Genomic DNA, 20244 nt, shown 5'->3' with positions numbered 1-20244 from the left:
TTACATAGATCTTTTCCTTTCTGGAAGGGAACGGTCACGGAATTGAACGCCGCCATCGGCCAATTCTCGCAATTCCTCCTCTCGGAGCGGAACGCATCCCGGGACACGGCCCGGGCTTACCTGCGCGAGGTCTCCGATCTTCGCGCGTTCCTGAAGGAGACGAAGGGGAGAGACCCCGAGAAGGCGCACGGCGGATGGAAAACAGTGACGACGGCGGACCTGCGCAGGTTCTTTTCCGCGAGGTTCCCGGCCCTGAGACCCTCATCCCTGGCGAGGAAGATCTCGGCCATACGGTCCTTCTTTGCGTTCCTGGTCGGGCAGGGGGTGCTTTCGGGGAACCCGGCCTTGTCCCTCACGGCCCCGCGTCGCGAGATGCGGCTCCCCGAGTTCCTCCCCGTGGACGAGATGATGGATCTGCTGCGCTCGATGCCCGGGGGAGGCGAGAGGGAAGCGCGCGACTCCGCGATCCTGGAGCTGCTCTACTCCTCGGGCTTGCGCGTCGGGGAGCTGGTGGCGCTCCGGAGGGAAGACGTCCACCTCGAGGGGGGGACCGTACGCGTGTCGGGGAAGGGGCGCAAGGTCCGCATCGTTCCGGTGGGCGAGAAGGCCGTCCGTGCCCTCAAGGAATATCTGACCGCGCGAGAAGCACGCAGCGTCCCCCGGGATTCCTCGGACCGGGGGGTCCTCTTCCGGAATCTCCGGGGGGGGGGTCTGACGGCGCGCAGCGTCGCACGGATCCTCGAGAATGCCCTCCGGCGGGCCGGGGTCGGCAGACGATTGTCCCCGCACGGCCTCCGGCACACCTTCGCCACCCACCTCCTGGAATCCGGTGCGGACCTGCGGGCCATCCAGGAGATGCTGGGGCACGCGTCGCTTTCCACGACGCAGAGATACGCGAGGGTCAACGTGAGTCATCTCGTGCGCGCCTACGAGTCCGCTCACCCCCTCTCCCGCGCGGGGAGGCGGTCGTGAGCGGGACGCGGGGGACGACGATCGTGGCGGTGTCCCGCGGCGGGCGCGTGGCGATGGCGGGGGACGGGCAGGTAACGCTGGGAAACACCATCCTCAAGCATACGGCGCGCAAGATCCGTCGCCTGTACGAGGACCGGGTGCTTGCCGGGTTCGCAGGGGCCACCGCGGACGCCATCACGCTGTTCGAGAAGTTCGAGGGGAAGCTCTCGGAGTTCCACGGGAACCTTCGCCGGGCGGCGGTGGAGCTCGCGAAGGAGTGGAGGACCGACCGGGTGCTGCGCCGGCTGGACGCCGTCATGGTGGTGACCGACGGGCGGGACCTGATGCTTCTGTCCGGAAGCGGGGACGTGGTGGAGCCCGACGACGGCGTGATCGGGGTCGGCTCCGGCGGGCCGTACGCCCTGGCGGCGGCCCGGGCGATGCTCCGGCATACGGAGCTGCCGGCGCTCGCGATCGCGCACGAGGCGCTTCGCATCGCCTCCGGAATCTGCATCTACACCAACGACAACCTGGCGGCGGAGGAGATCGCGGCGCCATGACGCGGAGAGAGAGGGAGGGGAAGGGCGGCCGCCCCCTGATTCCGCGGGAGATCGTGGCGGAGCTGTCACGGCATATTGTCGGCCAGGAGAAGGCCAAGCGGGCCGTTGCGATCGCACTGCGGAACCGCTGGCGCAGGCGACAGGTCCCGGAGGAGTTGCGGGAGGAGATTGCGCCGAAGAACATCATCATGGCGGGACCCACCGGGGTCGGCAAGACCGAGATCGCGAGGCGGCTGGCCCGGCTCGCACAGGCGCCGTTTCTCAAGGTCGAAGCGTCCAAGTTCACGGAGGTCGGGTACGTGGGCCGCGACGTGGAGTCGATGATTCGCGACCTGGTGGAGATCGCGGTGCACATGGTTCGCGGCGAGGAGATGGAAGGGGTGGCCGGCAAGGCGCGCGCAGGGGCGGAGGAACGCCTCCTCGATCTCCTGCTCCCTCCCCGTCCCGCCCGCCCGGCGGGGATGTCCCCTTCGGAAGGGGAACCGAAGGCCGACGAGTCGCGCGAACGGCTGCGGACGATGCTGAAAGAGGGGAAGCTGTCCGACAAGACGGTGGAGGTCGAGGTGAAGGAGAGCGCCGTTCCCGCCATCGACCTGATCGGCGTCCCGGGCGGAGAGGGGCTTGCGGGGATCGAGGGGAATCTCCAGGAAATGCTGGGAAGCCTCTTCCCCAGGAAAGTACGCCGGAAACGGTTGCGGGTCCCGGAGGCGCTCTCCTTCCTCGAGAAGGAGGAGGCCACCCGCATGGTGGACATGGACCGGGTGAAGCGGATGGCCGTCGAACGCACGGAGAGCGAGGGGATCGTCTTCCTCGACGAGATCGACAAGATCGCCGGGCGGGAGTCCGTTTCGGGCCCCGACGTCTCCCGGCAAGGCGTTCAGCGAGACCTGCTCCCGATCGTGGAGGGCTCGAACGTGAACACGAAATACGGGATGGTCCGGACCGACCACATTCTTTTCATCGCGGCCGGCGCCTTCCACATGACGAAGCCCTCCGACCTGATCCCGGAACTGCAGGGGCGGTTCCCCATCCGCGTGGAGCTCGATTCCCTGACGAAGGAGGATTTCGTGCGGATCCTGACCGAGCCGCACGGCGCGCTCACCCGGCAGTACGCCGAGCTGCTCCGGACCGAAGGCGTGCAGGTCGACTTTACCCCCGAGGCGGTGGAGCGGATCGCCGAGATGGCCTGCGAAGTGAACGACCGCACGGAAAACATCGGCGCGAGGCGTCTCTACACGATCCTGGAGAAGCTCCTGGAGGATCTCCTGTTCGCCGCGCCGGAGATCGGCGGGCAGGAGATCGTCATCCGGAGAACGTACGTGGAGGAGAAGCTCTCCGGGATCGTCCGGGACGTCGACCTCAGCCGGTATATCCTCTAGAAACGGGGCGGGACGAAGGGATGAAAGGATACATCCAGAAGGCCGAGACGCTGATCGAGGCGCTGCCGTACATCCGGGAGTTCTCCGGGAAGACGGTGGTGGTCAAGTACGGCGGGGCGGCGATGGCCAGCGAGGAACGGATGGCGTCCTTCGCGGAGGACGTCGTCCTCCTGCAGTTCGTCGGGATCCGCCCGATCGTCGTGCACGGAGGCGGGCCGCAGATCGACCGCGTGCTTTCCCAGCTGTCGATCCCCTCGGAGCGGAAGGAGGGGTTGCGGGTGACGTCCCCCGAGGCGATGGAAGTCGTGGAGATGGTCCTCGGCGGGACGGTCAACAAGAAGATCGTTGCGCTCATCAACCGGTTCGGCGGGAAGGCGGTCGGCCTGACGGGAAAGGACGGCGGGCTGATCGGGGCCAGGAAGTACTCCGCTCCCGGGAAAAGCGGCGCTCCGCTCGACCTCGGGCTGGTGGGGGAGGTCACGGGGGTCAACCCGGAGGTGATCCGGAGCATGGAACGGGACGGCTTCGTCCCGGTCATCGCGCCCATCGGGGCCGGGCCGGAAGGGGAGGCCTATAACATCAATGGGGACACCGCGGCAGCGGAGGTGGCAGCGGCGGTCGCCGCGGAGAAGTTCATTCTCCTCACGGACGTGCCGGGAGTCCTGGACCGGAAAGGGGAGCGCATTTCCACGATGACGGTCGACGATGTGGAGGCCGCCATCCGGGGCGGCCTGATCACCGGGGGAATGATCCCCAAGGTCGAGTGCGGACTGACCGCCCTGCGCAAGGGAGTGAACAAGGTCCACATCCTGGACGGGCGGATTCCGCACAGCGTCCTGCTGGAGATTTTCACCGACGCGGGGATCGGCACCGAGATCACCCGGCCGGCGGGGGAAGGGAGAGCGCCTTGGGCACCGCCGACGTCATCGCGATGACCGAAAAGTACCAGATGGCGAACTACGCGCGGTTCCCCGTTGTGTTCGTGCGCGGCGAAGGCGCCAGGCTCTTCGACGCCGAAGGAAGGGAGTACCTCGATTTCCTGGGGGGCATCGCTGTGGCACTTCTCGGGCACACGCACCCCGAGGTCACGCGGGCCGTCACCGTGCAGGCGAGGAACCTCCTGCACGTTTCCAACCTGTTCCACGTCCCGGTACAGGCCGAGGCCGGCAGGCTCCTCTCGGAGTCGACCATTGGGGGGAAGGTCTTCTTCTGCAACAGCGGAACCGAGGCGAACGAGGCGGCGATCAAGCTGACCAGGAAGTGGTTCGCCGATCGGGGGAAGGAAGAGGTGCACGAGTTCGTCGTGCTCGAGGGGTCGTTCCACGGCCGAACCTACGGGGGGCTCTCCGCCACCGGGCAGCCCAAGTTACACAAAGGGTTCGAGCCGATGCTGCCGGGGTTTGTCACGGTGCCGTTCGGCGACATCGCCGCCTTCGAGAACGCCCTGACGAACCGGACCTGTGCATTCCTCGTCGAGCCCATCCAGGGGGAGAGCGGTGTCCGGATGCACCCGCCCGGGTATCTCAAGGAGGCCGAGCGCCTTTGCCGGCAGAACGGCATTCTCCTGTTGGTGGATGAGATCCAGACGGGGCTGGGGCGCACCGGCGCGATGCTCGCGAGCGAGAGGTTCGGCCTGCTGCCCGACATCGTCACCCTGGCCAAGGGGCTTGCCAACGGCCTGCCGCTGGGGGCGGTCGTGGCGCGCGAGGAGGTGGCGGCCGCGTTTGGCGCCGGCTCGCACGGCAGTACCTTCGGCGGCAACCCCGTCTGCTGCGCCGCCGCCAAGGTCGTCCTGGAGACGCTGCGGTCGCAGGGGTTCCTCGACGAAGTTTGCCGGAAAGGGGAGCTCCTCAAGAACGGGCTCTCCGAGCTTGCCGAGCGGCGTACGGATGTGCGGAAAGTCCGTGGCCTGGGCCTGATACTGGCGATGGAGATGGAGGTCGAGACGAAGGAGATCGCGGAGCAGTGTCTGCGGAACGGCCTCATCGTGAACGCCACGTCGGGGAATGTCCTCCGCTTTCTGCCGCCGCTGACCGTGAACGACGCCGAGATCCGGCATGCGCTGGACCTGTTGTGGACCTCCCTGCCGGCGGGAGGACGGAAGTGAGGAAAGACCTGCTGCGGATCCTCGACCTGACCGACAAGGAGCTCCTCGCACTCCTGGCGTCGGGCAGGACGTGGAAGCGGAGAGGAAAGCGCCGGGGGGCGCCCCGGCCGCTCGCGGGAAAGACGCTGGCGATGATTTTCCAGAAGGCGTCGACCCGGACGCGGGTGTCGTTCGAGGTCGGCATGACCCGGCTGGGAGGGGTCGCCCTCTTTCTGTCCCCGGCGGACAGCCAGATCGGCCGGGGCGAGCCGGTCCGGGACACCGCCCGGGTGCTCTCCCGGTACGTGGACGGCATCATGATCCGGACGTTTCTCCAGGAGACGGTGGAGGAGATGGCCGCCTGGGCGAGCGTCCCGGTGATCAATGGCCTGACCGACGACCACCATCCCTGCCAGGTGCTCGCCGACCTGATGACGGCGCAGGAGCGGGGAATCGATCTCCGCAGGATGAAGGTCGCCTTCATCGGCGACGGCAACAACGTCGCCAATTCGTGGGTGGAGGCAGCGCACCTGCTCGGGTTTTCCCTCCGCGCCGCGTGCCCGAAGGGGTTCGAGCCGAACGTGAAGATCCTGCGGGAGGCCGCTGCCAGAGGGAAAGGTGACGTCCGGGTCGTCCGCGACCCGGCGGATGCGGCGAAGGGCGCCGACATCCTCTATACGGACGTATGGACCAGCATGGGGCAGGAGAAGGAGAGAAGGCGGCGACTTGACGCGTTTCGAGGCTACCGAGTCGACGCTGCCCTCCTGCGGGAGGCGCGGAGAGGCGCGATCGTCATGCACTGCCTGCCCGCCCATCGAGGAGAGGAGATCACCGATGAGGTGATGGAAGGGCCGCAGTCGGCCGTGTTCGACGAGGCGGAAAACCGCATGCACGTCCAGATGGCGCTCCTCGCAAGGTTTATCCCACACTAACGGACGGAGGAAGCGGAATTGGAAAAGGTCAAGAAGGTCGTTCTCGCGTATTCCGGGGGGCTGGACACCTCGGTCATCCTGCGGTGGCTCGTCGAGACCTATGACTGCGAGGTGATCGCTTTCGTGGCCGACCTGGGGCAGGGGGAAGAACTGGGCCCCGTCCGCGCCAAGGCGAAGAAGACCGGGGCGTCGAAAGTGTACGTGGAGGACGTAAAGGACGAGTTCGTCCGCGATTTCATCTTTCCGGCGCTCAAGGCGAATGCCGTCTACGAGGGTTCGTACCTCCTGGGGACCTCCGTCGCCCGCCCGCTGATCGCGAAGAAGCAGATCGAGGTGGTCCGGAAGGAGAAAGCCGACGCCGTTTCCCACGGCGCCACCGGCAAGGGGAACGACCAGGTTCGGTTCGAGCTCACCTATTACGCCCTCCTGCCGGGCATCCGCGTGATCGTGCCCTGGCGGGAATGGGAGTTTTCCTCCCGCACGGACCTCGTGAACTATGCGAAGAAGCACGGCATCCCGACGCCGGTCACCGCGAAGAAGCCGTACTCCAGCGACCGGAACCTGATGCACATCAGTTTCGAGGGGGGGATCCTCGAAGACCCATGGGCGGAGCCGCCCGAGGACATGTACGTCCTCACCCGGTCCCCCGAGAAGGCGCCCGGCAAGCCCGTCTACGTGGAGGTGGACTTCGTCCGGGGGGTCCCTACGGCGGTCGACGGGAAGAAAATGGGGCCCGCGAAGCTGCTGGCGCATCTGAACCGGATCGGCGGGATCCACGGGATCGGGCGGGTGGACCTGGTGGAAAACCGCTACGTGGGGATGAAGTCGCGCGGGGTATACGAAACGCCGGGCGGAACGGTCCTCTACGCCGCGCACCGGGCGGTCGAGTCGATCACCCTCGACCGGGAGGTCATGCACCTGCGGGATTCGCTGATTCCGAAATTCGCGGAGCTGATCTACTACGGATACTGGTATTCGCCGGAGATGGAGCTGCTCCGGTCGATGATCGAGAAGACGCAGGAGAACGTGATCGGAACGGCCCGGCTCAAGCTGTACAAGGGGAACTGCACCGTCGCCGGCCGGAAGAGCCCGGTGTCTCTCTACCGGACCGATTTCGCCACCTTCGAGAAGGAGACGGTCTTTAACCAGGCGGACGCCACCGGCTTCATTAAAATCAACGCGCTGCGCCTCAAGATCCGCTCGATGCTCAAGAGCGGGAAGGGTTGACGGAGATGGCGAAGAAAAAGGCCTGGGGAGGGCGGTTCGCCGACGGGACCGACCGGTTCGTCGAGGAGTTCACCGCCTCGATCCCGTTCGACATCCTGCTCTACCGGCAGGACATCGCCGGGAGCATCGCCCACGCCCGGATGCTGGGCAGGCAGAAGATCATCCCGAGGGCGGAGGCGGACCGGATCGTCGCGGCGCTGGCCGATATCCGGCGGGAGATCGAGTCGGGGAAGATCTCCTTCGATCTTTCCCAGGAAGACATCCACATGGCGGTGGAGCAGCGTCTGATCCGGAAAGTGGGGAAGATCGGCGGCAAGCTCCACACCGGAAGGAGCCGCAACGACCAGGTCGCGCTGGACCTGCGGCTCTATCTCCGGGACGAGATCGACGAGATTCTCACGCGGATCGACAAGGTCCGGGAGCGGATCCTGCAACGCGCCGAAGAGTGCTACGGCGTCGTGATGCCCGGCTACACCCACATGCAGCGGGCCCAGCCGGTCCTCTTTTCCCACCACCTCCTGGCGTATCACGAGATGTTTTCGCGAGACGAGGAACGGTTCCGGGAAACGCGCCGCCGCGCGAACGTATCGCCCCTCGGGGCGGGTGCCCTGGCCGGCACCACGTTCCCGCTGGACCGCGAGTCCGTGGCCAGGGAGCTCGGGATGGAGGGAGTGTGCGAGAACAGCATCGACGCGGTCTCGGACCGCGATTTCGCAGCCGAATTCCTGTTCGCGTGCGCGGTGACGATGATGCACCTGTCCCGCCTCTCCGAGGAAATGGTCTACTGGTCCTCCTCCGAGTTCGGCTTCCTGTCTCTTCCGGAGGCGATGTGCACGGGGAGCAGCATCATGCCCCAGAAGAAGAACCCCGACGTCCCGGAGCTGATCCGCGGAAAGGCGGGCCGCGCCTACGGGAACCTGATGAATCTCCTGACCCTCATGAAGGGGCTCCCCCTTTCCTACAACCGCGACATGCAGGAGGACAAGGAGCCCGTGTTCGATTCCGCGCGGTCGATCAAGGAGTCGCTGATCGGGACGGCCCTCCTCATCGAGGGAATGGCCGTGAACGAGGAGCGGATGCGGGCGGCCTGCGACGACGGCTTCCTCACCGCGACCGACCTTGCGGACTATTTGGCCCGGAAGGGGGTCCCGTTCCGGAAGGCCCACGAGATCACGGGACGGATCGTCCGCTATTGCGAGGAAAACGGGAAAAGACTCAAGGACCTGAGCCTCAAGGAGCTGCGGTCCTTCCATGGGAGGATCGGCGAGGACGTGAGGGACGCAATCTCCCTTTCCCGCTCCGTTCGACTCCGCAACACCCGCGGGGGAACGGGGCCGGAATTGGTCCGCCGCCGGCTCGAGGAGCTCAAGAAGAAATGAGACGATGGGTGCGGACGGTCTTTTTCTCGCTTCTCCTCCTTGTCGCTTTGAATGCCGTCCTTGGTTGCGGCCGCAAGGCGAAGCCGGAGCCGCTCCAGGGCGAATCTCCGATCCGTTACCGATCCTCGTTGTTGAGGTGAGCCGATGCACCATTTCTGCGTAAGGCGGGGGGAGATGGTTTGTGAAGGCGTTCCGCTGCGCCGGATCGCGGAGGTGGTGGGGACCCCCGTCTATGTATACAGCCATGCCACCCTCTCCCATCACTACAAGGTGTTCGACGAGGCGTTCGCCAGCATCCCGCACGTGGTCTGCTATTCCATGAAGGCCAACTCCAACGGGTCGGTCATCCGGGCGTTCACGAACCTCGGCAGCGGAGCGGACATCGTGTCCGGAGGGGAACTCGTACGGGCGCTCGCCGCGGGGGCCCCGCCGTCGAAAATCGTCTATTCGGGGGTGGGGAAGCAGGTCTGGGAGATCGAGGAGGCGTTGCGCCGGGGGATCCTGATGTTCAACGTGGAGTCCCGCCAGGAACTGGAGACGATCGATGCCGTGGCGGGGCGGATGCGGAAGCGGGCGCCGATCTCGCTGCGCGTGAATCCGGACGTCGATCCGAAGACCCACCCGTACATCTCGACGGGCCTCAAGAAGAACAAGTTCGGGATCCACATCGGGCAGGCGATCCGCGACTACGAATGGGCGGCGAGGCGGAAGCACATCGAGGTGGTCGGCGTCGACTGCCACATCGGTTCGCAGCTCACCGAGATCTCGCCCTTCGTGGACGCCGCCGGGAGGGTCCGGCTCCTGGTCGACCGGCTGATCCGGAAAGGGCTTCCCATCCGTCTGGTCGACATCGGCGGAGGGCTGGGGATCACGTATAACGAGGAGCTTCCCCCTCACCCGAAGCAGTATGCCGACGCGATCTTGAGCGCTTTCGCGGGCCTGGACGTCACCCTTGTGCTCGAGCCGGGGAGAGTGCTGGTGGGAAACGCAGGGATCCTTCTGACCCGCGTGCTCTACACGAAGGAGGCGACTTCCCTGAAAGGGAAGGGGAAGAAGCGTTTCTTCATCGTGGATGCGGCGATGAACGACCTTGCTCGCCCTTCTCTCTACGGTTCGTATCACGCGATCGTTCCCGTCGGCCCGGCCGCGAGGAAGAAGGTCACGGCAGATATTGTCGGTCCGATCTGCGAGTCGGGAGATTTCCTCGCGAGGGACCGGAGGCTGCCGCTGGTTCGCTCGGGTGATCTCCTCGCGGTCATGAGCGCAGGTGCGTACGGATTCTCGATGTCGTCCAATTACAACTCGCGTCCGCGGGCGGCCGAGGTGATGGTCTCGGGGGCGCGATTCGAGGTGGTCCGGGAGCGGGAACCGGTTCGGGCTCTCGCCGGCGGCGAGAGGACGGCGTCGTTTCTCGCCGCCAGGAGGCGTAAACCTCGGTAGAGGGGGACACGCGGCATCGGGGGCACTCCTGGTGTTTTCGACGATAGAGCAAGGAGTGTCCCCGCCCATAAAGGGTGTCCCCCGCCATTCCGGGGTTCTGTTAAAATGTCAAAATTCGATTCGTATTTTCTGCGTGCGGGGACCGGATGGAGAAGAAAATTCCGTTTTCGAAGCTCAACGGCAGCGGAAATGATTTTTTGCTGATCGACAACCGCGGGGGGATCCTGCGCGGCGTTGACCTTCCGGCGTTCGTCGGAAAGGTCTGCGACCGCTCGCGCTCCGTCGGCGCCGACGGGGTGATCTTCATCGAGAATTCGCGCAGGGCCGACTTCCGCTGGCAGTTCTATAACGCCGACGGCTCGCGCGCGGAGATGTGCGGCAACGGCGGACGCTGTGCGGCCCGGTTTGCCGTCGAACGGGGCATCGCGCGTCGCACGCTTGGTTTCGAGACCGACGCCGGCCTCATCCGGGCGGAGGTCAAGGGGCGCACGGTCAAACTCCAGATGACGCCGCCGCACGGACTTGCGCTGGCGAAATCCCTGACTCTGGGCGGCAGGAAGATCACGTACTCTTTCCTCGACACGGGGGTTCCGCACGCCGTCCTGTTCGTCCCCGACCTGGAGAAGATCGACTTGATGGGGACGGGGCGGGGAATCCGGACGCACCGCGTCTTTGCCCCGCGTGGCACCAACGTCAATTTCGTGCGGGTCAAGGACGGCACGGTATGGATTCGCACCTACGAGCGCGGCGTGGAGGGGGAGACCCTCGCGTGCGGGACGGGGGCTGTCGCGGCCGGGATCCTTTCCGCCGTGCACGGAACCGTCCGCCCGCCGGTCCCGGTGCGCACCCGCGGCGGGGAAATCCTCACCATCCACTTCGACCCGGATCAGGGAGGTTTCGGAGAGGTTTACCTGGAAGGGGACACATCGTGGTCCTGCGACGGGGTGATCTTCCAGGAAGCGTACCGCTACTGAAAAGAGGGGAGGACACGATGTTTCACGGGGCAATCGTCGCGACAGTCACGCCGTTTCTGAACGGGAAGCTGGACCGGAAGGGGCTCAAGAAACTGGTGGAGTTCCAGATCCGGAACGGGACCGACGGGATCGTCCCGTGCGGGACGACGGGGGAGTCCCCGACTTTGTCGGTCGACGAGCACGAGGCCGTCATCGACATCGTCATCGAAGCGGCCGCGGGGCGCGTACCGGTGATCGCCGGGACGGGATCGAACAACACGAAGGAAGCGGTCACGTTGACCCGGTACGCGAAGAAAGCGGGGGCCGACGCGGCCTTGGTCATCACTCCGTATTACAACAAGCCGACGCAGGAAGGGCTTTACCGCCACTTCCGCGCCGTGGCCGAGTCGGCCGACATCCCCCTCATTCTGTACAACGTCCCGGGCCGCACCGGTGTGAACATGACGGCCGAGACGGTGGCGCGCCTGGCCGAAGTGAGGAACATCGTGGGGGTGAAGGAGGCCTCGGGGAACCTATCCCAGATCTGCGACATCCTCCGGATGACGCCGAGGAAATTCTGCCTTCTTTCGGGGGACGACGGCCTGTTCTTCCCGATGATGGCGCTGGGGGCGAAAGGGGTGATCTCCGTGGCGTCGAACGTCGTGCCGAAGGCGATGGCGGACCTGTACGACGCCTTCGTCCTGGGGGAGTTCTCGAAGGCGCGAGAGATACACTATCGCCTGTGGCCGCTGTTCCATGTCCTGTTCATCGAAACCAGCCCGATCCCGGCGAAGACGGCGCTTGCGATGATGAAGATGATCCGGGAGGAGATCCGCCTGCCCTTGTGCGCGATGTCAGACGGCAACCGGAAGAAGCTTGCAGCCGTCCTTTCCGACCTCCGGCTGGTGTAGGGAATTCCATGGCGAGAGTCGTCGTTTGCGGGGCGATGGGCAGGATGGGGAGGGCGATCCTCGCAGCGCTCAAGGAGCGTCCGTTCGGGCTCGAAATCTCGGGCGCGGTGGAGTGCCAGGGACATCCGCTCCTCGGGCAGGACGCGTTCGAAGCGGCCGGTGTCGGGAAGTCCGGCGTTCCGGTCACGGACGACTTCCCGAAAGCCATCGCTTCGGCCGACGTGGCGATCGACTTCACGCATGCCGCATCCTCCGTGGGGAACGCACGGCAGACGGCCGGCGCCGGGAAAGCGATGGTCATCGGGAGCACGGGATTCACGCCGGAACAGCTTTCCCAGGTCCGGGACGCGGCGAAGGGGATCCCGTGCGTCCTGTCGCCCAACATGAGCGTGGGGGTGAACCTCATGTTCAAGGTGGCGGCCGACGTGGCCAGGATCCTGGGCGACGAGTACGACGTGGAGATCGTCGAGGTCCATCACCGGTTCAAGAAGGATTCCCCTTCCGGGACGGCCGTGAGGTTGGCGGACGTCGTGGCGGGAGCGCTCGGCCGCGAGATGAAGGATGTGGGGATTTACGGTCGGGAGGGGATGGTGGGGGAACGGTCCCGGAAGGAGATCGGCGTCTTCGCGGTGCGGGCGGGCGATGTGGTGGGCGAGCACACCCTCGTCTTCGGGGGGATCGGCGAGCGTTTCGAGATCACCCACCGTGCCCACAGCCGGGAGACGTTTGCGCGGGGAGCGGTACGCGCGGCGGCTTGGGTTGTGGGAAAGCCGCACGGGCTCTATGACATGCGCGCCGTGCTGGGAATCCAGGCCCGATGAAGATCCTGCGGTTCGAGAAGGCCGGGAAAATCTCCTGGGGCGTGCTGGACCTGGGAAGCGGAGAGATCTGCGAGACCGGGGGGCAGCCGTTCGACGGGATCCGTTTCACGGGAAACCGGTACCGCCTGCGGGAGGTCCGCCTGCTTGCCCCCGTCGTCCCCTCCAAGATCGTCGCGGTGGGGCTAAACTACAAGGACCACGCGCGAGAGATGGGGAAGAAGATTCCCGAAGAGCCGCTCCTCTTCCTCAAGGCCCCCTCGGCCCTGAATCATCCGGGAGGAGATGTCGTCTATCCGCCGGCGACGCAGCGGCTCGATTACGAGGCCGAGCTGGCCGTGGTGATCGGGAGGGTTGCCAGGGCCGTGAAGGAAAAAGACGCGTCTTCGGCGATCCTCGGGTACACCTGCATCAACGACGTGACCGCCCGCGACCTTCAGGTGAAGGACGGATTGTACGCCCGCGCAAAGGGGTTCGATACCTTTGCGCCGATCGGCCCCTGGATCGAGACGGAACTCGACCCCTCTACCCTTCGGGTCCGGTGCCTGGTGAACGGGGAGATCCGACAGGACGGGAACACACGGGAAATGGGAGCTTCCGTCTACCGGCTGGTGGAGTTCATCTCGCACATCATGACCCTTTTCCCGGGCGATGTCATCGCCACCGGAACGCCCCCGGGAGTGGGACCGGTGAAGGTGGGGGATGTCATGACGATCGAAGTGGAGGGAATCGGCTCTTTGAACAACCGGGTCGTCGCGCCATAAACCATGCGAAAGGGATCCACCGCCATGAACCGCTTCCCTCTGTCCCGCCGGATCCAGGCGCTTCCCCCGTACCTGTTCGCGGAGCTCGATCGGAAGAAGCAGCAGGTCCGGGCGCGGGGCGTGGACATCATCGACCTCGGGGTGGGGGATCCGGACCGCCCGACGCCGCAGTTCATCGTGGAACGGATGAAGCGGGAAGCGGCGATTCCGGCCAACCACCAATATCCCTCGTACGAGGGGCTTCCGCAGTTTCGGGCCGCCGCCGCCGGATGGTACAAGAAACGGTTCGGGGTTTCGCTCGACCCGGCGAACGAGGTCGTGGCGCTCATCGGGTCCAAGGAAGGGATCGCCCACTTTCCCCTGGCCTTCGTCAACCCCGGCGACATCGTCCTGGTCCCGGACCCCGGGTACCCCGTCTACCACATCGCCACGATGTTCGCAGGGGGGAAATCCCACTTCCTGCCGCTGAGACGGGAAAACGGGTTTCTCCCCGAGCTGGACCGGATCCCCGCCGGCGTCCTGGCGAAGGCGAAAATCCTGTTCATCAATTACCCGAACAACCCCACCTCCGCGATCGCCGATCGGAAGTTCTACAGGAAGGTGCTCGTTTTCGCGGAGGAGCACGACCTCATCGTGGCCCACGACGTGGCGTACACGGAGATCTACTTCGACGGCCTCCGGCCGATGAGCATCCTCGAGCTCCCCGGCGCCAAGAAGCGCTGCATCGAGTTCCACTCCCTCTCGAAGACCTTCAACATGACCGGGTGGCGCATCGGCTTCGCGGTGGGGAACCCCGGGCTGGTCGGGGGACTGGGAAAGGTCAAGACCAACGTGGACAGCGGAGCCTTCCAGGCGATCCAGGGGGCGGCCGTCGCTGCGCTGCGAAGCGGGCAGGCGGTGACCGATGCCATCCGGAAGACGTACCAGGAGCGCAGGGATGTGCTCCTCCCGGGCCTGCGCGCCCTGGGACTGGATCCCGTCACCCCCGCGGCCACGTTCTACGTGTGGATCCCCGTCCCGAAAGGGTACACGTCGGCCACGTTCTGCGGGCACCTGCTTACGAATGCGGGAATCGTCACGACCCCCGGGAACGGTTTCGGCCGGAGCGGGGAAGGATACATCCGCATTGCGTTGACCAAGGAGAAGCGACGGATACGGGAAGCGCTCGAAAGGATGAAACGGATCGGATTCTAGCCCCCGGCGGCGACGTCATCCTCCTGTTGGGGAGCAACGTCGGGAGGCGGGTCAGGCGGCTGCGGGAAGGCCTTACCTTGCTCTCCGGGGAAGTGGATGTGGATCAGGTTTCCCGAGTTTACGCGGGCGAACCTTGGGGAAGGCGGGGCCAGCCGTGGTTCCTGAACTTGGCGGTGCGGGGGAGAAGCAGCCTCCCGCCGGAGGATCTCCTGAGGTTCGTGAAGGAAGTGGAGGCAGTGGCCGGGCGGAAAACCGCCGGAGGAAGATGGGGGCCGCGGGAACTGGACATCGACATTCTCCTGATGGGGGACAAGGTGGTAATCGAGCCGCACCTGGTCATCCCCCATCCGGGCCTCCCGTTCCGCAGGTTCTGCCTGTTGCCGGCCTCCGAAATCGCGCCCGGGGCGGTCGTTCCTCCGGAGGGAAGAACCGTTCGGGAACTTCTTACCGCCTGCCGGGATCCTCTCGAGGTGTTTCCGATATGAGGCAAGACGGCAACCGAATTCGTCGGATGCGGATGGCGGCGATGGCGGTCGCGATGGCGCTAGTCCTGTTTTTCCAGGCGGGGTGCCGCAAGAAGGAGGCGCCGCCGCCGGCGGGGGAGGGGGAGACGATCCACATGAATGCCCTCTCCCAGATCGGGAACTACAAGGAGATCCTGAAGAGGGACCCGAACAACCTGCAGGCGCTGATCAACATCGGAAACCTCTACTTCGACACGAGGCAGGATCTCCTGGCGATCGAACATTACCAGAAGGCCCTGGCTCTCGACCCCAGGAACGTTAACGTGAGGACCGACATGGCGGTCTGTTTCCGCAGGACCGGGGACCCGGACCGGGCCGTGGAGGAGCTGAAGAAGGCGATTTCGATGGACACGCGGCACGCACAGTCCCGCTACAACCTGGGGATCATCCTCATCCATGACAAGAACGACGTCGAGGGGGGGATCCGGACCTGGGAAGCGCTACTGGAAAACGTACCGAACTATCCCTATCGCGACTCCCTCAAGAGCGAAATCGAGAGGATGCGGGGGATGGCCGGCCCGGCGAAGCCCAAGTTCAAATGAAACCCATTTTATTTTAGGCATTCCACAGTGGTAATATACCGAAAAAGCTGTTTTCTTTCCAATCGGTTTCAACTCTAGTTCCAGGTCCGTATCTCCGAATTCCAAACCGGATAAAGGCGTTATGTTTTCCTGTTGACACCTCCTGTCGTATGGAATATATGTAACAATGTTTTGTAATCCTCTTTCAAACGGACGGCACGGAGGGCGGGAGATGGTCAGGCGCGACAAATCGAATTACATCATTCAGTCGGTCGCACATGCCCTCGATGTCCTCGAGGAGTTCCGCGGAGACCTGGACGAACTGGGAGTCACGGAACTCAGCAAAAAGCTGAAGCTGCACAAAAACAACGTTTTCCGTATCCTGGCGACCCTGCAGTCCAGGAACTACATCGAGCAGAACAAAACGAACGACAATTACCGCCTCGGGATCAAGTGCCTGGAGCTCGGGCAGACCTTCATCCATCAGCGGGGCCTGCTCAAACAGGCGCAGCCGATCCTGCACGAACTTGCCGAAAAGTCGGGGGAGACCAGTTATCTCTCCATCCTGCGGGGCAACGACGTGGTCTACCTCGATGCGGTGGAAACGACCTCCACGGTGCGGGTCATCTCCCGCGTCGGACTCCACATGCCGATTCACGCGACCGCGGCGGGGAAGGCGCTGGTCGCCTTCGAATCGGAAGAGGAGCTGCGGAAACGCTTCCACTCGGGGCTTTCCCGATACACGAAGAACACGATCCTCCACATGGAAGAACTTCTGAAGAACCTTGCAACGGCCAGCGAGCGGGAATACGCCACCGACTGCGAGGAGTTCGAGGACGGTCTGCGCTGCATCGCTTCGCCGGTCCGCGACTACACGCGGAAGGTGATCGCTGCGTTGAGCGTCTCCGGCCCCGCGCACCGGCTCTCCGACGAGAAGATCGAGCAGTCGGTCGGTCCGGAAGTGTCCCGTTGCGCCAAGGTACTGTCCACGCGCCTGGGCTTCCGCGAATAACGCCGGTCCCCTTTTTCCCGATTCGCGCAGTAAGGTTTGCCGGCTCTTGACAGGGTTTTCGCGACATGTTACTCAATTTATGAATGATTGTTCATTCATCAGGAGGTGCTATGGCCAGGCGCGGGCCGCGGGGGGGAGGGGTCGCCAAACGGGAGAGGATTCTGCGCGCGGCGATCCGGATCTTCTCCCAGAAGGGCTACTTCAACTCCAAGATCTCCGAGATCGCCCGGCTGGCGGGCGTGGCGGACGGGACGATCTACCTTTATTTCAAGAACAAGGACGACCTCCTGATCTCCTTGTTCGAGGAGAAGATGGGGGAAGTGGTGGCGGAGATCCGGGTTCGCGTCGCAGACGAGGGCGACGCGCTCTCCCGGTTGCGGATCTTCATCCGGAACCATATGGATCTTCTCACGCGGGAGGCGGGCCTCATCGAGGTCATCCAGGTGGAGCTGCGTCAGAGCAAAAAGTTCATGAAGGAATATGTCCCGGTGAAGTTTCTGGAGTACCTGGACGTCATCAGCGGAATCCTCGAGGACGGGAAGCGGGAAGGAGTCTTCCGGCCCGACCTGAACGTCACGCTGGCGCGCCGGGCGATCTTCGGGGCGCTGGACGAGATCTCGCTGGCCTATGTGCTGTCCCGGAAGCGGAAATACGATCCGGCCGCGGCGGCGGACGAGATCTACCGGATTTTTGCCGGGGGGCTGACAGGGCCCGCATCGATGAAGGGAGGAGGAGGATGATCGGGTTCGATCTCACGGAAGAGCAGGTCGCGTTGCAGGACTTGGCGCGCAAGTTCGCGGCAAACGAAATCCGTCCGAAGGCCGGGGAATGCGACCGCACGGGAACCTTCCCGAAGGAGATTTTCCAGAAGGCGTTCGACCTGGGGCTGATGACGGGGTTCATCCCCGAGGCGCACGGGGGACTGGGCCTGGGATCCATCGAATCCTGCATCATCGAGGAGGAGCTGGGATGGGGGTGCTCCGGGATCACGACCTCGATGACCAACAACGGGCTGGCCCTGACGCCGATCCTCCTCGCCGGGACGGAGGACCAGAAAAAGGAGTTCGTCGCCCCCTTCGCGAGGGAATTGATGTACGCCTCCTTCTGCCTCACGGAGCCGGGTGCGGGCTCGGACGCGGGAGGGATCGCGACCACCGCGAAAAAGGACGGGGACGGGTATCTCCTGAACGGAAGGAAGTGCTTCATCACCAACGGGACCTACGCCTCGCAGTATACCGTGTTCGCTTCCACCGACCGATCCAAGGGGCACAAGGGACTTTCGGCGTTCGTCGTCCCCCGGCTCCTCCCCGGGGTCTCCTCCGGCAAGAAGGAGGACAAGATGGGGCAGCGTGCCTCCGACACCTCGGACGTCCTGTTCGAGGACGTGCGCGTGCCGGCAGCGAGCCTCCTGGGCAAGGAAGGGGACGGATTCAAGATCGCGATGAAGACGCTGGACTATGCGAGGCCGACGGTCGCGTCGATGTCCGTCGGCGTGGCGCGTGCGGCCTTCGAGCACGCGATGCAGTACTCGAAGGAGCGGGTGCAGTTCGGGATGCCGATCGCGATGAACCAGGCGATCCACTTCCTGCTGGCCGACATGGCGATGGACATCGAGGCGGCGCGCCTGCTCACCCTCAAGAGCGCCTGGCTGCTCGACCAGGGCCGGCGCAACACGAAGGAGTCCTCCTTCGCCAAGGCGTTCGCCGCGGATCTTGCCATGCGCGTGACCACCGACGCGGTCCAGATCTTCGGGGGCTACGGCTACATGAAGGATTACCCGGTGGAGAAGCTGATGCGCGACGCGAAGCTTCTCCAGATCTACGAGGGGACCAGCCAGATCCAGCGCCTGGTGATCGCCAAGGAGATCATGATGCGGTAGGGGAGCCCGTCCCTCCCTTCTCGGGATCGCGGCGGGCGAGGGTGAGCAGATCCTCCGCCGCCTGTTCAAGCTCCTTCCTCCAAGGCAGGCCCGACAGGAACCGTTCCGGGATCGCGGACGCGCCGACGTAGGCCCCGCACAGGCTTCCCGCCATGGATGCGGTGCCTTCGGCGTCGTTGCCGAGGTTGGCCGCCGGCAGGACGACCTCGGAGAAACTCTCCGGCGAGCGCAGGAAGCAGGCCCACGCAAACGGCAGGCCTTCCTGTACGGCGGTTCCGTTCCCCAGCGATTCCTGCATTTCCTCGATCTCCGCGCGCCGCAGAAGGAGAGCCGCTAGTTCGGTCCCCAGCTTCCGCAGAAGCGTGGGGGATTGCCGGCTCTGCCGGCTGCGGGCCGCCCGGTCCGGCTCGATGCCGGTGATGGCCGGAGAGATGCCGCGAGCAAACCCCAGGACGTCGAGGGAACCGGATGGGGTGTGGAGCAGCCGGGCGATGGCGGTCGCCTGGGCGATGGCTCCTGCGATAGCCGCGGCGTTGGGGTGCGTGATCGAGGCGATGATCCCCGCCTCCAGCTTCATCCGGCGGAAATCCGCCGCCCGGAGCAGCGACAGCGGCACGACCCAGGAAGCGGGGGCGCTGTCGGCGGCGTTCACGCCCGACTCGAACCAGGGATATCCGCGATCCGCCAGGTTCGCCGCGAACTCCGCCTCCGCGCCTCCGCGGGATCGGCCCGGGGCGGTCGCGAAAAGACAGGCGATCTCCTCCGGATCGACCCTCCCCTGGCGAAGCAGGGATCGCGCCAGCAGGAGAGACGCAGGCGGGGAAGGATATCCGGCCGCCGGCCCCCGTCCGTGGGAGCGCAGGGGAGCATATCCCTCGATCTGCCCGTAGAGCTCCCGGATGTCCCTGGGGGAAAGCCCCTGGGCGGGCCTGCCGAGTACCTCTCCGATCACCGCACCGAGGATCGCCCCCCGGAAACGGTCCGCGTAGTCGATCCCCCGGGCAAACTCCAGCGGGAGGTTTTCCCCCTTGGACAGGTAGGGAGGGATCTTCGCCCTCCGTACCAGGAAGTGGTAGATCACCTCGGGCTCCTTTTCGAAAAGGAGAGGCTGATCCTCCTTCCTGCGCGCGAGTTCCTGGACCTTGCGCTCGGCGATTCCCGCCATCTGGCGGATGATTTCCCAGAAGTCCTCGTTCCCCTGCAGGGGGATCTTCTGGAGAGAGCGGGACAGGCAGGAGGCGATTTCCGCAGGATCGTGGAGGGAAAGCGCCGCCTGGCGCTCGCCCTCGCCGCCGAGGCCGGCGGACGCCGGGCCGGAGGGTTCGCCTCCGGCGGTTTCCCGGGATTCATGCGGATTCTCTTCCCCGGTGTCGGTGGGGGGTGACTGCGGAGCGCCCTCCTGCGGAACATAACCGCGGTAATGGAACTCCATGACCCTCCGGGCCTGGGAAGGGGTGAACCGCATCGCGTGGAGGATCCGGAGGAGGGTTTCGCTCCTGGGGACCCTCCCGGCATAGACCACCTGCCGGAGGAGCTCGTAGCTGCAACCCAGCTCCGGCCGGTCGGAATGGAATTTTTTCAGGGATGCGTACCCGAGAGATTCGATCCGTTTCTTCAAGATTTTTGAGAGAAAGCTTTCCGGGACGTTATGCATCGATTGATCCTTCCGGCAATGGAGATTGCCAGCAAAAAGCCTGGCTACAATTATTATTGT

20 protein-coding genes are annotated in these 20244 nt (G+C 64.9%); 19 read left to right on the top strand and 1 reads right to left on the bottom strand.

Annotated elements, in window-relative coordinates; genetic code table 11:
• The first annotated feature begins 42 nt into the window (after positions 1-42).
• The 19 genes from A2Z13_04880 to A2Z13_04790 all read left to right on the top strand — a co-directional run bounded on the left by A2Z13_04880 (position 43) and on the right by A2Z13_04790 (position 18530).
• Positions 43-972, top strand: a complete 930-nt coding sequence (locus tag A2Z13_04880) for a hypothetical protein (protein OGP80670.1) — start codon at positions 43-45, stop codon at positions 970-972.
• Entirely contained in the window at positions 969-1511 is a 543-nt protein-coding gene (locus tag A2Z13_04875; protein OGP80669.1) for an HslU--HslV peptidase proteolytic subunit, read from the top strand. Before A2Z13_04880 ends, A2Z13_04875 begins: the two co-directional genes overlap by 4 nt.
• Positions 1508-2890 (top strand): HslU--HslV peptidase ATPase subunit, encoded by a 1383-nt coding sequence (locus tag A2Z13_04870; GenBank protein ID OGP80668.1) that lies wholly within the window; start codon positions 1508-1510, stop codon positions 2888-2890. The genes A2Z13_04875 and A2Z13_04870 overlap by 4 nt, the downstream gene beginning before the upstream one ends.
• A 20-nt stretch (positions 2891-2910) precedes the next feature.
• Entirely contained in the window at positions 2911-3825 is a 915-nt protein-coding gene (locus tag A2Z13_04865) for an acetylglutamate kinase (protein OGP80667.1), read from the top strand.
• Positions 3822-4997 carry an acetylornithine aminotransferase gene (locus A2Z13_04860; protein ID OGP80678.1) on the top strand — a complete coding sequence of 392 codons (1176 nt, stop codon included), beginning with the start codon at positions 3822-3824 and terminating at the stop codon, positions 4995-4997. Before A2Z13_04865 ends, A2Z13_04860 begins: the two co-directional genes overlap by 4 nt.
• Entirely contained in the window at positions 4994-5908 is a 915-nt protein-coding gene (locus A2Z13_04855) for an ornithine carbamoyltransferase (GenBank protein OGP80666.1), read from the top strand. The genes A2Z13_04860 and A2Z13_04855 overlap by 4 nt, the downstream gene beginning before the upstream one ends.
• A gap of 18 nt (positions 5909-5926) precedes the next feature.
• The gene (locus A2Z13_04850; protein OGP80665.1) at positions 5927-7135 is read left to right on the top strand and encodes an argininosuccinate synthase; all 1209 of its coding nucleotides are present in this window, start codon (positions 5927-5929) and stop codon (positions 7133-7135) included.
• Between the two features lie 5 nt (positions 7136-7140).
• Positions 7141-8514 carry an argininosuccinate lyase gene (locus tag A2Z13_04845; protein ID OGP80677.1) on the top strand — a complete coding sequence of 458 codons (1374 nt, stop codon included), beginning with the start codon at positions 7141-7143 and terminating at the stop codon, positions 8512-8514.
• Between the two features lie 144 nt (positions 8515-8658).
• Entirely contained in the window at positions 8659-9954 is a 1296-nt protein-coding gene (locus tag A2Z13_04840; protein OGP80664.1) for a diaminopimelate decarboxylase, read from the top strand.
• Between the two features lie 146 nt (positions 9955-10100).
• Positions 10101-10928 carry a diaminopimelate epimerase gene (locus tag A2Z13_04835; GenBank protein OGP80663.1) on the top strand — a complete coding sequence of 276 codons (828 nt, stop codon included), beginning with the start codon at positions 10101-10103 and terminating at the stop codon, positions 10926-10928.
• A gap of 17 nt (positions 10929-10945) precedes the next feature.
• On the top strand, positions 10946-11818 hold the full coding sequence (locus A2Z13_04830; GenBank protein OGP80662.1) for a 4-hydroxy-tetrahydrodipicolinate synthase: 873 nt from the start codon (positions 10946-10948) through the stop codon (positions 11816-11818).
• Positions 11819-11826: 8 nt separating this feature from the next.
• A complete protein-coding gene (locus A2Z13_04825; protein OGP80661.1) occupies positions 11827-12639 on the top strand; it encodes a 4-hydroxy-tetrahydrodipicolinate reductase in 813 nt (270 codons plus the stop codon).
• Complete coding sequence (locus tag A2Z13_04820; GenBank protein ID OGP80660.1) at positions 12636-13400, top strand: 2-hydroxyhepta-2,4-diene-1,7-dioate isomerase; 765 nt, start codon at positions 12636-12638, stop codon at positions 13398-13400. The genes A2Z13_04825 and A2Z13_04820 overlap by 4 nt, the downstream gene beginning before the upstream one ends.
• 24 nt (positions 13401-13424) lie before the next feature.
• Positions 13425-14594, top strand: coding sequence for an LL-diaminopimelate aminotransferase (locus A2Z13_04815; GenBank protein ID OGP80659.1), 1170 nt, complete (start codon positions 13425-13427; stop codon positions 14592-14594).
• Positions 14588-15079: a 2-amino-4-hydroxy-6-hydroxymethyldihydropteridine diphosphokinase gene (locus A2Z13_04810; GenBank protein OGP80676.1), complete on the top strand. Its 492-nt coding sequence runs from the start codon at positions 14588-14590 to the stop codon at positions 15077-15079. Before A2Z13_04815 ends, A2Z13_04810 begins: the two co-directional genes overlap by 7 nt.
• Positions 15080-15105: 26 nt before the next feature.
• On the top strand, positions 15106-15660 hold the full coding sequence (locus A2Z13_04805; GenBank protein ID OGP80658.1) for a hypothetical protein: 555 nt from the start codon (positions 15106-15108) through the stop codon (positions 15658-15660).
• 211 nt (positions 15661-15871) lie between these two features.
• Positions 15872-16651 carry an IclR family transcriptional regulator gene (locus A2Z13_04800; protein ID OGP80657.1) on the top strand — a complete coding sequence of 260 codons (780 nt, stop codon included), beginning with the start codon at positions 15872-15874 and terminating at the stop codon, positions 16649-16651.
• 110 nt (positions 16652-16761) lie between these two features.
• A complete protein-coding gene (locus tag A2Z13_04795) occupies positions 16762-17391 on the top strand; it encodes a hypothetical protein (GenBank protein OGP80656.1) in 630 nt (209 codons plus the stop codon).
• A complete protein-coding gene (locus A2Z13_04790; GenBank protein ID OGP80655.1) occupies positions 17388-18530 on the top strand; it encodes an acyl-CoA dehydrogenase in 1143 nt (380 codons plus the stop codon). Before A2Z13_04795 ends, A2Z13_04790 begins: the two co-directional genes overlap by 4 nt.
• Here the strand turns inward: A2Z13_04790 and A2Z13_04785 are convergent.
• Positions 18517-20184 (bottom strand): hypothetical protein, encoded by a 1668-nt coding sequence (locus tag A2Z13_04785; GenBank protein ID OGP80654.1) that lies wholly within the window; start codon positions 20182-20184, stop codon positions 18517-18519. The genes A2Z13_04790 and A2Z13_04785 overlap by 14 nt on opposite strands.
• Between the last annotated feature and the right edge of the window lie 60 nt (positions 20185-20244).

It is taken from the genome of Deltaproteobacteria bacterium RBG_16_64_85, assembly GCA_001798885.1.
Taxonomy (GTDB): domain Bacteria; phylum Desulfobacterota; class Deferrimicrobia; order Deferrimicrobiales; family Deferrimicrobiaceae; genus FEB-35.
Note: the sequence above shows the minus strand (reverse complement) of the source record. Positions and strands in the feature narration are given on the sequence as shown.